At 56.6% G+C, this 14,438-nt stretch carries 12 protein-coding genes and 2 pseudogenes; 8 read left to right on the top strand and 6 right to left on the bottom strand.

All coding sequences use genetic code 11. From position 1 onward, the window contains the following. Window positions 1-62 precede the first annotated feature (62 nt). Entirely contained in the window at window positions 63-1,256 is a 1,194-nt protein-coding gene (locus tag IPP88_21685; GenBank protein MBL0125193.1) for a histidine kinase, read from the bottom strand. Between the two features lie 241 nt (window positions 1,257-1,497). On the opposite strand from IPP88_21685, the gene IPP88_21680 reads away from it, so the two are divergent. Together IPP88_21680 and IPP88_21675 are read left to right on the top strand one after the other, a co-directional pair. Next, window positions 1,498-1,866 carry a polyhydroxyalkanoic acid system family protein gene (locus IPP88_21680; GenBank protein ID MBL0125192.1) on the top strand — a complete coding sequence of 123 codons (369 nt, stop codon included), beginning with the start codon at window positions 1,498-1,500 and terminating at the stop codon, window positions 1,864-1,866. Between the two features lie 620 nt (window positions 1,867-2,486). After that, window positions 2,487-2,708, top strand: coding sequence for an RNA polymerase sigma factor region1.1 domain-containing protein (locus IPP88_21675; protein MBL0125191.1), 222 nt, complete (start codon window positions 2,487-2,489; stop codon window positions 2,706-2,708). A gap of 99 nt (window positions 2,709-2,807) precedes the next feature. On the opposite strand, the gene IPP88_21670 is transcribed toward IPP88_21675, so the two are convergent. After that, window positions 2,808-3,527: a hypothetical protein gene (locus tag IPP88_21670; protein ID MBL0125190.1), complete on the bottom strand. Its 720-nt coding sequence runs from the start codon at window positions 3,525-3,527 to the stop codon at window positions 2,808-2,810. Window positions 3,528-3,656: 129 nt separating this feature from the next. On the opposite strand from IPP88_21670, the gene IPP88_21665 reads away from it, so the two are divergent. The 6 genes and pseudogenes from IPP88_21665 to IPP88_21640 all read left to right on the top strand — a co-directional run bounded on the left by IPP88_21665 (window position 3,657) and on the right by IPP88_21640 (window position 11,903). Further along, complete coding sequence (locus tag IPP88_21665; protein ID MBL0125189.1) at window positions 3,657-5,084, top strand: coniferyl aldehyde dehydrogenase; 1,428 nt, start codon at window positions 3,657-3,659, stop codon at window positions 5,082-5,084. Between the two features lie 38 nt (window positions 5,085-5,122). Next, window positions 5,123-5,665 (top strand): hypothetical protein, encoded by a 543-nt coding sequence (locus IPP88_21660; GenBank protein ID MBL0125188.1) that lies wholly within the window; start codon window positions 5,123-5,125, stop codon window positions 5,663-5,665. Further along, the gene (locus IPP88_21655; protein MBL0125187.1) at window positions 5,662-7,302 is read left to right on the top strand and encodes a GMC family oxidoreductase; all 1,641 of its coding nucleotides are present in this window, start codon (window positions 5,662-5,664) and stop codon (window positions 7,300-7,302) included. The genes IPP88_21660 and IPP88_21655 overlap by 4 nt, the downstream gene beginning before the upstream one ends. A gap of 35 nt (window positions 7,303-7,337) precedes the next feature. Next, complete coding sequence (locus IPP88_21650; protein MBL0125186.1) at window positions 7,338-8,819, top strand: peptidase S10; 1,482 nt, start codon at window positions 7,338-7,340, stop codon at window positions 8,817-8,819. Window positions 8,820-9,495: 676 nt separating this feature from the next. Further along, a pseudogene (locus tag IPP88_21645) lies at window positions 9,496-10,978 on the top strand (IS21 family transposase). Between the two features lie 73 nt (window positions 10,979-11,051). Beyond that, a pseudogene (locus IPP88_21640) lies at window positions 11,052-11,903 on the top strand (ATP-binding protein). Window positions 11,904-12,569: 666 nt separating this feature from the next. Here IPP88_21640 and IPP88_21635 read toward each other — a convergent pair. The 4 genes from IPP88_21635 to IPP88_21620 all read right to left on the bottom strand — a co-directional run bounded on the left by IPP88_21635 (window position 12,570) and on the right by IPP88_21620 (window position 14,304). Further along, window positions 12,570-13,088, bottom strand: coding sequence for a methyltransferase domain-containing protein (locus tag IPP88_21635; protein MBL0125185.1), 519 nt, complete (start codon window positions 13,086-13,088; stop codon window positions 12,570-12,572). 25 nt (window positions 13,089-13,113) lie between these two features. Beyond that, window positions 13,114-13,434, bottom strand: coding sequence for a glycosyltransferase (locus tag IPP88_21630; protein MBL0125184.1), 321 nt, complete (start codon window positions 13,432-13,434; stop codon window positions 13,114-13,116). A gap of 76 nt (window positions 13,435-13,510) precedes the next feature. Then, window positions 13,511-13,738 carry a hypothetical protein gene (locus IPP88_21625; protein ID MBL0125183.1) on the bottom strand — a complete coding sequence of 76 codons (228 nt, stop codon included), beginning with the start codon at window positions 13,736-13,738 and terminating at the stop codon, window positions 13,511-13,513. A gap of 239 nt (window positions 13,739-13,977) precedes the next feature. Then, complete coding sequence (locus IPP88_21620) at window positions 13,978-14,304, bottom strand: hypothetical protein (protein MBL0125182.1); 327 nt, start codon at window positions 14,302-14,304, stop codon at window positions 13,978-13,980. Between the last annotated feature and the right edge of the window lie 134 nt (window positions 14,305-14,438).

Raw genomic sequence — 14,438 nt, 5'->3', positions numbered from 1 at the left:
GGGAAGCAAGCAGTTTGCTTCAACGAAACCCCGAAGTCTGTCCTCAGCGATCAGTGCGGTCGTCATTCTTTTCTCCCTTTCGAATTCTCATCACTCAACACGTTTTCAGTCTCTGCCGGCATCGGCAAATCAATCACCGCAATGAATCCATGTGGCACGTTGCGCGAAACGATGAGCCGCGCCTGATCGGAAAACAACACCCGCAGACGCTGACGAATATTGTCGAGCCCCACGCCGCCACCCGAATGCGAAATGGTCGGTCCCTGGCCCGTATCTCTTACGGTGATACGCAATCGGTCGGCGTCGCGGGCGGCACTCACCTCAATCTTTCCGCCTTCCAGGCTAGGCTCCAGCCCGTGCTTGATCGCATTCTCCACCAGTGAAATCAGCATGGCGGGGGGCACCTGCAGGTCTCGCAGTTCTTCAGGCATCTCCAGCGAGAATACCAGGCGGTCACGCATGCGGGTTTGCATGATCGCGAGGTAGGCCTGCATGACCCTGAATTCACGGCCAAGCGTGGTGGTTTCCTCGCGCAAACTGGCCAGCCCGCCGCGCAGGAAAGTGATCAGCTGCGCGGTAAGCTCCGCGGCTTCCGGCGCCCTGCCCTCGGCCAATTGCTGCACGGAGGCAAGGGTGTTGAACAGAAAATGCGGCTCGACCTGCGCTTGCATCAGCTTCAATCGCGCATCGGCCAACTGCCGCCCCATGCGTTCCTGCTGTGCTTGCCGTTCCAGTTGCTGGTTACGGCGCAGCAGTTGTCCGCGACGGTATTGCACGATGCTCACCATCAGCACCGAATATACGAGGCCGGCAATAAATCCACCCACCAGAATCCGTGGCGCCACGCGTATCACTTCATCGGCCACGCTGGAAAGCGTACTGGTATGGGTGATGGTCGCGCCCAGCCCGCCGACGATATAACCCGCCAGCGTGACACCCAGCAAAACGAATCCCTTTGTGCCGGTGGTGAAGCGCGACGGACCAAACCAGGCGCCGGTAATGGCGACGATCAGCGACATCAGAATCAGCGCGCTCAAGGCAAACGCCCCGATCCAGCCCACGTTGTTTAGCAGCAGTTTGGCAAGGACGCCAACGCCGAGCCAAAGCGCAACAATGATTGCCGCATAACGCTGGCGATACTTCTGGAATGACGCCTCGAATGCCAGCAAGTCGGCGCGCTCATCGGGCGTCAGTTTGGCGCGGCCCTTGGCCTCCGCCCGCGCGTACCAGTGGTTAAACGCTTGAATTGGATTCATAGTCATCTCAAGTTGAGAGACTACCGAACATTGGCGGCGGCAACAACGGCGACGCGATGAATGACGATTTGGCGGGATGAAAAGCGAATTGTGGATTCGTTGCGGGCGAATTGATGAGATTTGACAAGCCCAGGTGATGGCCGTGCCAGACCACGCCGGCCTGTGTAAACTGTGCCAACTGTTCCGAATACGCGCCCATCGGACAGGCGTGCCCAATAGACACTTCCCGGAGGAATAACGCATGGCTGATATTGAGCTGCATCGCACCCACCATCATGGCCTCAAGGGCGCCCGCGCGGCAGCCGAGAAGATGGCGAAGAAACTGGACGAAAAATTCGACCTCACGAGTGAGTGGCAAGGTGACACCCTGCATTTTCATCGCTCCGGCGTGAACGGCCACCTCGCCGTCACGGATCACGACATGAATCTCAACGTAACGCTTGGCTTCATGCTGAAGATGATGAAGGGGCCGATCGAAAAGGCCATACACGAGCAGCTCGATAACGTCCTCGACGCGGCGCCCGCGGCATCAGCCAAGGCGCCCGCGAAAGCGGCACATAAGCCAGACGTGAAAGCCGCTGCGAAAAAGGCCGCCACGCGGAAGAAATAGATCGCGATTGGGCCCGCTATTCTGCCAGTCGCGTGACGCAAGGACGTTTACAATCGAAAGGCGGGTTTCGGCCACAACCGGTCCTTTGACTCGAAGTTCCATTATTCTGGGCACGATGCGTCCATGACCACAATTTTTCTACAGCACCGTTATACCGGGGCGCGGGGTCGCTGCTTTCGGATGACTGAAGCATGACCACGAATCCATTCGTTGCGGGCTCCAAAGACTACACTCACGCCTTTGCCTAGCAGTCGGAGTAGTCGCCGCATTAGGGGAATGACTTTGGCTGCGCGCCGCAATCAGCGATGGAACAACACTTGGGTCCGGCCTTGGTTGCTGGAATTGGGGCGACATTCATTTCCTGCGCGTCAAGCTGAAAAAGGAATGAAACCATCGACGCACTTAAGGGCACGCCAAATGCAGTCGATAAACGCGACAACTAACTCGTCATATATGGGCTCCGTTCCCAAAACAAGAGAATGATCAATTGGTGTCTCAGTCACAATGAATCGCAGCTTCAATTGCTTTGCCAAAATTGGAGCTTACAATCGACAGGCAAGTTTCGGCCAGGAGCCGCCGTTGAGTTTTCCTTTTATGTCGTCACAGTGAATTAGAACGCCATGAATGAACAAAAGCTCAAGCGGTTGATTCAGCTTGGCAAAGAGCGCGGGTATCTGACACGCGGCGAAATCCGCGAAGCGTTACCGCAAATACCCTCGCCACCATTGCATCCCCAATACGCAGACCCAAATTGGCGTGAGCGGCGTTCGCCAATAGACGACGAACAGTGGCTAGCTATCACCGAAACTTTCCGCGATATGGGAATAGAAGTACACCAATAAAAAGCTATGCCTGCCGGAGTGAAAGTTGACCGCTGGATCGCCAGTTGAATGACTGCTTTTGTGCAAACCGAATGTCCGCAACGGGTCGTTACCAGCCTGTCACGCTTCTCCAACTTTCAAGCGTTCCCATTCAGCCACGATGGCGAACGGTTCGGGATGATTGTCGAGTAAGCGTTCAATCAGCACGGTTTCGCGTTCGGCGATGGTTTGCAGGAAGAACTTCGCGCCGTTCATGTGGCGGAAGGCGCTAAAGCCTTTTTCCAGAAACTGCTGGATTTCACCGAGGCCGGCCATTTGCGCCGGTTTCCGCACCATTTTCAGCGTGGCGTAGAGCAATGGTGTCTTGACTACCCGGTCCAGACCGTTGCCGACTTCACGCATCAATTCCACCTGATGCAACCGATCCGCACGCCGGCCAACCGCGCGAAAGGCGGCGGCATAGCGGGCGTCAGTCAGGGTTGCGCCACCTAGTTGCTTCGCCAGCGCTTGGTCGAATTCTTCCGCCAGTACGTCGAGTTCCAGCGCGCGATCCACGGTATCAAAGGCAAACTTCGGCAACAGGCGTTTCATGGTCGGATACATGCGAATCAGGTCGCGATCGCGGATCGCCGAATCCTTCGTGCCGTAAAGCTCTTCCAGAAAGAACGCGACGGCCATTGCATATCGCGAATCCGCCGCAAGATCGGTATAGCAACGCCGCAATCGCTGCTGCTGCCAGACTTTGACAGTCTTGACGCGTTCGTGGAAAACCTTGTCGCTGGCGTCCGCGAGCGCTTCGTGTCCCCTGAGGGCTTCGAGTTGTTTGAGTCGTTCAAGCATTTTGAATGGTCAATGAGGTCCGCCTGAACAACAACACCCGAGAATGTTAGAGCAAACAATCTAATCGAGTTCTCGCAGACTCTGCCGGCACTGGTATTCTTGATGTCATCTGTGGAGATTTTTCGCAATATGGATCTGAATCAATCAATCCGTAACGATTCGGCGGCGCTGCAGGTTAGTTTTGCGGCTGCGCGCAAAGCCTGTGAGCGCGACCGGATGCCTGATGCGTCTGCACGCCGCGATGCGCTATCAAAGCTGGAACAGTTGTTGTCCACGAATGCAGGCGCAATAGAAGCCGCGATCAGCAGCGATTTCGGCAATCGCTCTGCGCACGAAACCCGTCTGCTGGAAATGTTTCCCGCGTTGGCGGCGGTGCGCGATGCGATGAAGCACCTGAAATCGTGGATGAAACCGAGGCGGTCGTGGGCGTCGATGTGGTTCCTGCCGGCGCGCAATGAGATTCGTCCGCAGCCGCTCGGGGTGGCTGGCATCATCGTGCCGTGGAATTATCCGATCCTGCTGGCGGTCGCGCCACTGGCTGCCGCGCTCGCCGCGGGGAATCGGGTGTTGATCAAGATGAGCGAACTTACGCCCAACACCAGCGAACTGTTCGCGACGCTGATCGCGCAGTACTTTTCGACTGATCAGGTGACGGTGATCATTGGTGGTGTTGAGGTCGCGCGGGAATTCGCAAGCCTGCCATTCGATCACCTGCTGTTCACCGGTTCCACCTCGGTTGGCAAACAGGTCATGCGCGCGGCAGCGGAGAATCTGACGCCGGTTACACTTGAACTGGGTGGCAAATCGCCGGCCATCATCGGACCGGAATGCAATATCGATGAAGCGGCTGCAAAGATCATGTTCGGCAAGTGCCTTAACGCCGGACAAACCTGTATTGCGCCGGACTACGTGCTGCTGCCCCGTGCCCGCGAACAGGCGTTTGCCACCGCCGCGCAACGCGTGGTTGCGTCGCTCTATCCGACGCTGGCGCGCAACAGGGACTACACCAGCATTGTCAACGCCCGCCATTTCGGGCGCCTGCAGTCGTACCTCGATGATGCCGCCGCACGCGGCGCATCGGTGCTGCCGATCATGCCGGCCAGCGAGTCTCTCGACGGCACCGGCAAGATGGCACCGACACTGGTGGCGAATGTCACGGATGAGATGCGGTTGATGCAGGATGAAATTTTCGGCCCGATTCTGCCGCTGGTGCCTTACGACAACCTCGATGAAGCCATTCGCTACGTGAATGCGCGGCCACGGCCACTGGCGCTTTACTACTTCGGTAATTTCGATGACCACATTCAGCAAGTGCTCAATGAAACCATCGCCGGCGGCGTGACCATCAACGATACGCTCCTGCATATTTCGCAGGACAATCTGCCGTTTGGCGGAGTCGGGCCTTCCGGCATGGGGGCTTATCACGGCAAATGCGGCTTTGAAACGTTTTCCAAAATGAAACCGATTTTTCACCAGTCGCCGGTGAATGGCCTCGGACTGTTCAAACCCCCGTACGGAAAGCGTTTTGATACGTTGATCAAGTTTCTGTTGCGTTAAGACACCCAGCAAACGAAGTACACCAAGAAGTAATCGCGATGAATCGTCGGTCGTTCCTCAAAGTCGGTATGACAAGCGTGTGCCTGCTGATGGTGACGCGCAGCCTGGATCGTGATGTATTTGCACAGGCTGACGGCCCCGGGTCTCTGGACCTGAAAAAACTTGCCAACCGCGATGCCGCATGCATTGCCGCACTGGCGCCCGCCGTGCTCAAGGGCGCGTTGCCGGATGATCCCGCCAGCCGGCAAGTCGCGATCAATGAAGTCGTGGAAGCGTTCGATCGCACCGTCGCCGGTCTCTCTCCAGCCATCCAAAAGGAAGTCGAGGAACTGCTGAGCCTGCTCACTTTCAGCCCGACACGGCGTTTCATCGCCGGTGTGTCAAAGCCCTGGAATGAGGCCAGCGAAGCCGAAGTCAGCGCATTCCTGAATGGCTGGCGGCAGAGCCGGTTTGCCCTGTTGCAGCAGGGCTACCAGGCATTGGCGCGGGTGATGCTCGCCTGCTGGTACGGCAATCCATTGTCTTGGGGAAAAATCGGCTACGGTGGTCCACCCCATGCGCAGGAGTTGGGGTTGCAATGAGCGCCTCCGTCGTCCAGGATCCCATCTCGCTGGCACTTGCCGACCGTTCGCGGGGCTGGAAAGTGATTGACGGCACGCGTATCACCCGCGACTACAACATTGAATGCGATGTGGTGATTGTCGGTTCGGGCGCCGGTGGCGGCACGGCGGCCGAGGCCCTGACGCTTGCGGGCCTCAACGTGGTCATGATCGAAGAAGGGCCATTCAAAAGTTCGTCGGATTTCCGCATGCGCGAACGCGATGCCTATCCGCAGCTTTATCAGGAATCGGCGGGCCGCCAGACCAAGGATAAAAGCATCACCATCCTGCAAGGCCGTAGCGTCGGTGGGTCCACGACCGTGAATTGGACATCAAGTTTTCGCACGCCACCGGCTACGCTTCAGCATTGGGAAAAGGTTTGGGGGCTTGACGACTATACGGTTGCCAAAATGGCGCCCTGGTTTGAAAAAATGGAAGCGCGCCTGTCAATTTCGCCCTGGCCGGTGCCGCCGAATGAGAACAATGACATCCTGCGCCGCGGCTGTGAAAAACTCGGTATTCCCGCCGCTGCCATTCGACGCAATGTGAAAGGCTGCTGGAACCTCGGCTATTGCGGCATGGGTTGCCCGACCAACGCCAAGCAATCGATGCTGGTCACGACGATTCCGGATTCGCTGGACCGGGGCTTGTCGCTTATTCATTCGACGCGGGTTGAAAAGCTTTCACATCGCTACGGGCGCGTCACCAGCCTGATCGCGAGCGGCATGAGCGCTGACGCGGTTGGCGTGAATACGGCAGCCGGCCCATGGAAGATTCGCGTCCATGCCCGGCATTTCATCCTCGCCGGTGGCGCAATCAACAATCCCGCGCTGATGCTGCGCTCGCAATTTCCTGATCCGCATCACACTCTCGGCAAACGCACTTTCCTGCATCCGTCGCCAATCTGCGCGGCGATCATGGACCGGAAAGTCGAGGCTTATTCCGGTGCGCCGCAAAGCATTTATTCCGACCATTTCGTCGATAGCCTGCCCCACAGCGGCCCGATGGGATTCAAGCTGGAGGCACCGCCGCTTCATCCGGTGCTGGCGGGAATCACCCTGCCCGGCTTTGGCGATGAACACGCAACCTGGATGAAACGAATAGAGAACATGCATGTGGCCATCGCGCTCATGCGCGATGGATTTCATCCCCAAAGCAAGGGCGGACAGGTATCGATTCGCAATGACGGCAGCCCGATCCTCGATTATGTCATCAGCGGCTACGTGTGGGATGGCATCCGGCACGCGCTTTCAGTAATGGCGGAAATCCAGTTTGCCGCCGGCGCGAAAATCGTCATGCCGATGCACGAAGATGCCAAGCCGTATCGAAGCTGGGCCGACGCCAAGCTTGCGATCGAATCACTGCCGATGGCGGCGCTGCGCACGCGGGTGGCGAGCGCACATGTGATGGGCGGTTGCACGATGGGCAACGATGCGCGCGTGTCAGTTACGCGCGGTGACGGCCGCCACCATCAACTGGAAAACTTGTGGGTCTTTGATGGTTCCGTGTTCCCGACGTCCATCGGTGCGAATCCCCAGCTCACGATCTACGGCACGGTGGCGCGAAACGCCAGCCGCCTGGCGGATCAGATCAAGAAACCGGAAGCGAGGTTTGCGTGATAATGGCGGTTCTGTAACCTACTCCGACCCCAAACATGGCTCTCGACAAACAAGAACAAGAATTACCGGCTTCCAAACCTGTCGTCATTCCGACCGATCGTACCGTCACCAGCAAACACAAGATTCGCATCAACGGCGAAAACATCGCTTACACCGTAATGTGCGGCACTGTCGTGTTGAAGGAAGATAGCGAAAAGGACGGTAATCGCGAGGCAGACAAACCACGCGCCACGGTCTTTTTCATCGCCTATACCCGCGATGGGGTAAAAGACCGGGCCAAACGCCCGCTGACGTTTTCCTTTAACGGCGGCCCCGGGTCCTCGAGCGTGTGGCTGCATTTGGGCGTTCTTGGCCCCAAGCGCGTCAAGCTCGACAGCGAAGGCAACGCCCCACCGCCGCCCTATCAACTGGTGGACAATGAATACTCTCTGCTAAGCGAAACCGACCTCGTCTTCATCGACCCGGTCGGCACCGGCTACAGTCGCATGCTTGAGGGAGAAAAACTCAAGGAATTCCACACCTATCAACGCGACTTGGACAGCGTCGGCGAATTCATTCGCCTGTACACGTCACGCAACGAGCGCTGGGCCTCACCCAAATTCATTGCCGGCGAATCGTACGGCACCACGCGCGCGGCCGGACTTTCCTCGTTGCTGCAGGAAAAGTACGGGATGTACCTGAATGGACTGATGCTGTTTTCCACCGCGCTGGATTTCAGCACCTTTCGGTTCATCAACGGTCACGATCTGGCGCATGTCCTGTTTTTACCGACCTATGCCGCGACCGCATGGTTTCACAAAAAGCTCGACAAGCGCCTGCAGGCAAAATCGCTGCGCGCCCTGCTCGATGAAGTCGAAGCATTTGCCGAGGGCGAATACAACGCCGCTCTGTTCCTGGGCGACAAACTTGCGCCCAAGGCGCGCGATGCGATCATTGCCAAAATCTCGCAATACACCGGGCTCACGCCGGAATATGTCGCCTCCACCAATCTGCGCGTGCAGATCCATCGCTTCTGCAAGGAACTATGCCGCGACGAACATCGCACGGTGGGGCGCCTCGACAGCCGCTTCAAGGGAATTGATCGCGATGCCGCGGGCGAAAATTTTGAATTTGATCCCGCGCACACCAATCTCGATGGCGCATACGCGGCTTGCATCAATGATTATCTGCGCCGCGAACTCAAGTTCGAAATCGACACACCCTATACGATGATTTCCAAGCTATACATGACCTGGGACTTCGGCTCGAAAGACCAGCATCTCAATGTCGCGGAAAGCCTGCGCAAGGCGATCTGCAGCAATCCGCACATGAAAGTGTACGTGGCGTCAGGTTACTTCGATCTCGCGACACCGCATTTCGCCAGCGATTACGTGCTCAACCACATGGCGCTCGACAAGAGCCTCAGTGGAAATATCACCCGGCACTATTACGAAGCTGGCCACATGATGTATGTGCACATTCCGTCGCTGAAAATGCAGGCAAAACACTTGCGGGATTTTGTGAAGAAAGCGAGCTGAGCGTCGCGATCAAGTTGCAAAACCCTAGCACTGGCGCGTCTTTTCCGGCATTTAGTGCCGGGAAGGCGCGCCAAATGGCGATCTGCGGTGCGGTGCGTTAGGAAATAAATTCAACCCAATCCTGGTTACTAGAGCGAAAGACCGCATGCTTTCGCGGCTCATCAGAATTGTCTGTGGTCTGTCCCCGAATACCCTTCTGCGGGACCATATCTCCAAGCAATGACAACTAATTTCCGGAAGCAACCTTAGCTATCGCCCTCCCAATTTCCTGTCTCGCAAGTGGCGAACTTACAGGATACGCGACCAGCCGATATGCTTGATATTCAGTTTCCAGCCAGCTCAAAAGCGTTTCCTTATCGCTGTCGGAGGCGTGGCCGTTCGGACACGAAAATAGTTTCTTTATCTTACTGCAGATTACTTGATCCACCACGGAATCGTAGGCACCGTGCAGGATGAGATCTCTCGCCATAGCCAACGTCCCAGCATGCCTAGTATCAATGTAGTCGATTAGCATTTGTCTGGTGTCATACAATCAAATTGCCTGCAACAGCGTTGTAAGTGTTGATTTCCGCGTAAATCGCTACCAATTCTGAAGGGTTTTTTCACGCAAAACGAGGCCACATGAATCAACTACCCTGCTTATTTTTTAGGCGGGGAGAACTGAGGAGTGATTACAGTGGCCATGTTAGCCAAAGTCAGGCGGATGTTTTATCGGGAGCGCCTGCCCAAGCGAGAGATCGCGAGAAGAACAGGTCTTGCCGCAGCACCATTGATCGGTGGTTGGATCAGCGTCCTGATGTACTGGAGCCGAAGTACCCGGGCCGTCGCGTGGAGACCAAGCTCGATGCCTATGCCGAAACGTTGTCTGGCTGGCTGAAGAGCAATCAACATCGCGGCAAGCGCGACCGGCGGACGGCGCACTCAATGTACCAGGAGCTCACGGCGATGGGTTATCGCGGCGGCTATGGCCGTGTCGCCGCCTACGTTCGTCGGTTTCGACAGGAGCTGTCATCGCAGGGCAGTGGCCGCGCCTTTGTGCCGCTCAAGTTTCAATTGGGCGAAGCCTTCCAGTTCGACTGGAGCACCGAGTACGCCTTTGTTGGTGGCCTGCGTCGACGGCTGGATCTGGCCCACACCAAGCTCTGTGCGAGCCGTGCTTTCTGGCTCACCGCCTATCCCACCCAGACCCACGAGATGCTGTTCGACGCCCATGCCCGCGCCTTCGCCGCCCTTGGCGGCATCCCCACGCGTGGCATCTACGACAACATGAAGACGGCGGTGGATAAGGTCGGTCGCGGCAAGGCCCGGACCATCAACGCACGCTTCGAGGCCATGGCCTCCCATTACCTGTTCGAACCCGAGTTCTGCAATGTCGCTTCGGGCTGGGAGAAAGGGATCGTGGAGAAGAACGTCCTGGATCGCCGACGGCAAATCTGGCGCGAGGCGATGGAAACCCGCTGGACGGATCTTGAGTCGCTCAACGAATGGCTCGGCAAACAATGCCGGATGGTGCGGACGGAGACGAAGCATCCGGAGTGGCCGGAAATGACGGTGACCGAACTGCTGCAGGACGAGTTGCCCAAGCTAATGCCCTGCCCAAAGCCTTTCGATGGTTACGTCGAGCATCCCGCACGCGTATCGTCGACTGGGTTGATTCATCTGGAGCGCAACCGCTACAGCGTGCCAACCGAACATGCGCACCGCATCGTCAGTGTGCGGGTCTATCCAGCCACCATCGACATCGTCGTCGATGACGTGAAGGTGGCCAGCCACGTCCGCTCGTTTGAACGTGACCAGACATTCTATGACTGGCGCCATTACATCGATCTGGTCGTCCAGAAGCCGGGGGCGCTCCGTAACGGCGCGCCCTTCAATGCCATGCCGGAACCGCTGCGCCTGCTGCAACACCAGTTGATCCATCGGCCGGGCGGTGACCGGGTGATGGCACAGGTGCTCGCCGCCGTTCCCGTGCATGGCCTGGATTCCATCCTTGCCGCCACCGAGGCAGCGCTGGCTGTCGGCAAGCCCAGTGCCGAGCATGTGCTGTACCTCCTGGCGCAATTGAAGGACCAGGCGCAGCCCAGGCCACCAATGGTGGAAACGGCACTGACGCTCACCGAAGAACCAAGGCTGATGTCGATCGCTATGACCAATTGCGCCTGACCCCGGCGATTCAATCGGTATTGCTCGCAAGCCCGGTATTGGCGTCGCTGATGATGAATGGAGGCGCGCATGTCCGCTGAGATCATCGCCGAACTGAAGCAACTGAAGCTCAATGGCATGGCCTCCTGCTATCCAGAACTGGTGGCGAAGTCACGCCACACCGAATTCAAACCGGACCTGTTCATGAAGCAACTGGTCGATGCCGAGACGGCGGAGCGGATGGTGCGCTCGATGGCTTATCAGATGGGCGCGGCCCGGTTTCCGATGCATCGGGACCTGGCAGGTTTCGACTTCGCCGCTTCGCATGTCGATGAGGTGCTGGTGCGTGAACTGCACCAAGCTTCACGTTTATTGAAGCGGCCCAGAACGTGGTGCTGATCGGTGGCCCGGGCACGGGCAAGACCCACTCGGCGACGGCCATCGGTGTCGAGGCTGCGCACGCATGCCAAGCGGGTGCGGTTCTTCTCCACCGTGGAACTGGTCAATGCGCTGGAGCTGGAGAAAGCGACAGGGCGTGCCGGCCAGATTGCCAACCGGCTCATGCACGTTGATCTGGTGATCCTGGACGAAGTGGGCTACCTGCCGTTTAGCCAAGCGGGTGGCGCACTATTGTTCCACCTGTTGTCGAAACTCTATGAACGCACCAGCGTGATGATTACGACCAATCTGACTTTCGGCGAGTGGAGCAGCGTGTTCGTCGATGCCAAGATGACGACGGCACTGCTCGACCGACTCACTCACCATTGCCATATCGTCGAAACCGGCAACGAGTCCTGGCGGTTTCAGTCCAGAGCTCGATGCGGCAGGATCAAAACGCAAGGCCAACACCAAAGCGAAAGGAGCAGCTTCAATTCAGACCAACGACTTATCCACAGCGGCATAGTCCCCTATGCCAAAATAGGGTGGCCTCGTTTTAAATGAAAACCGTGGCAGCGTCCGACGTTGAAATCAACAATTGTTCACCACCACTAATGAGATGGATTTGTATTTCGAATTTACGAATTGCTGTGTTACGTTTATTTTAAACACGAAACAGACCTCCCCAAGTCAGTACACGATAGAGCATTTCTTCCCACTGCCGAATTCATAAAAGTGTGGCGTACTATTTCTATCTAGAATGCCCGATTCGTTAGAGTGGATTGCTGCCATGGTTAAGCCAGAAGCAACTTGTGTATCGAAGTAAGCCCCAGCAAGCATTCGACCGTCAGTGGTTGTATGCAGGCGGTAGCAGTTCAGGTAGGCGCGAAAGATTCGACGATCAGGCTGACGCTGCCATACGCTGGCAGTCAATGTGTTTCTTGAATAGCGAACAACGTGTCTTGGGCGTATCAAGGATTAGAGCCAGATACCTACTGCGATTTTTGAAAGAACACGATTACGCCGAGTTCTCCGCCATGATCAGTGAATTCGACGTGAAAACGGCGCACTCCCGCTTTCTGCATCAGGAAAAGCATTTCATTCATGTGATATGTGTTCATCTGCATTTCCGGATCCGCGTTCGGCGGGTGTGGATTCGGAACAAGTATTTTTTGAGCAGTAGATGATTTTGTAGGTAGTGCCGGTTGCGGCGCTAAACCATGCGTTTCTTCATAATGACTTTTGGAATAGGAGAAGTGAATTGCTCCTACACCGCCCACGGGATGTGGCACAGCAACTTGCCAAAAATCGCTCGTCCCCGTTCGGGCGGAATGTTTGGAACACAATATACGAATGAATCAGGTCAAATTGCCTCCCCAGCAGCAAAAGCTCGTCATCTGCTACAAGCAATTGCACGTTATCAATTCCTTGCTCATCGCAGTTCTTCTTCGCTTCCAATAGCATGGCGCTTGAAACGTCCAATCCGACAACCTCTGCGGCCAGCTTTGCGAAAGGTACGATGAGCCGCCCAACGCCGCAACCAAAATCCAGTACAAGTTGTGGCTTAAAATTGGGATCGATGTGTTGCCTGATCATCTGCATCACATACCCTGCATGCGCGTGCCCGGAGTCGAAGAACTCTCTTTTCGCTTCCGCCGTCAACGTCGATTTCCGGAACTTTGGATCAGTGATGACACCGTAGTAGGGATCTTGTTGCCCCCACGCTTCCCATGCAGAATCCGTATTCATTTCATTTCCCGCTTCCTTTGCAGGTTTAGGCCGTTAAGTTCACCCGAAGAAAATCGTTCCATTTAGGCAGAATTCTTTCGGGCAAATACTGTGCGGAGACGTCAGCACCCTTGGCCACCAGTTCATCTCGTCGCTGTAAGTTCGACTGACCGATAACTTCGTCGATTGCAGTAACTAGTTCGGCAGTCGAATCCGGGCTAACATATTCAGCGGCGTCCGCATAAACCTCCCGGTGAACCGGGATGTCTGAGGCGACCACTGCGCCACCGCACCGCATTGCCTCAACGCCGGAGAAATCAAACCCCTCGCCAAAGCTAGGGCAAATCGTCGCCGGGCGTGCTTGTATAGCACGCGCAGCTCAGGGGAGGGCACGTCCTCCAGCACAAAAAGCTGCCCGCGCTCCATCCAGGGGCGGAACTTTTTCACGATGCCTCATGATCCCAGCCCAGCATGCCGACGATCACCAGTTTGAGATGGGGATATTTCTCGGCGCGCATGTTTTCCCACGCGGCCAGCAGGGTTACATGATTCTTGCGCGGTTCGATCGTGGAGACACTAAGCAGATAGTCTTGAAACGGTTCTCCCTCCTGTGTCGTCAGCCGGCCCTTCGCCGCAGTTGATTTCATTGCTGGCAAATTTGATACCGTCATTCAGGCGAGTCTGGATGATTTCCGGCACGCGTCGGCGAAGAATCTTCCGGGTGGTAGTGGGGGAGAAACCATATTGTGAATTGTGACGAGGTTCGCGGGGCCACCTCGGGAAAAGCGAGAGCAGGTCACTGCGCGTGGATTCTGAAACGCACGCGAAAAAGGCGCCATAGTCACGTTTTTTCTCAAGGCATGGTAGTGGGATGCCTGGTGAAAGTCTTTGTCGGTTATCGTATGCGGCATCAGCACCGGGATTGCATCGTGGTATCGGACCACCAGCCTGGTGCGTGATGAAACCGTGCCCGGATAGGGCGTCTCGAGACCATCACATCGAAGTCGGTTGTATCGAGTCGAGAGACCGCGTAGCCCAGTTTGCGGGTAACCAACGCGCATCGGTGCATCGCAGTCCAAGGCACGCGCGCAATGCGAAAATGGGCGCCCGTCACGCTATCGAAATCCTCGGCGTGCAGCGTGCGGGCAAACAGGCTTCGCCAGATGAAGTCCTGAAAGTGTGTCGCGTCGAACCGTAAAGCTCCTTCGCGGCCGCCGGCCAATTGGCGTATCGCCATCCAGAACCGCCAGCATATGCATTGGACAATTCGCTTCATCGAAATAAGACCCCGTGATATCGAAGTTAGGTGCGCCAGAGCGGGCATTGCGACGCTCATTTCCGATGATGCCGGCAGGCCTTCAGCCAGTACTG

It is taken from the genome of Betaproteobacteria bacterium (genome assembly GCA_016720925.1).
Lineage (GTDB): Bacteria > Pseudomonadota > Gammaproteobacteria > Burkholderiales > Usitatibacteraceae > UKL13-2.
Note: the sequence above shows the minus strand (reverse complement) of the source record. Positions and strands in the feature narration are given on the sequence as shown.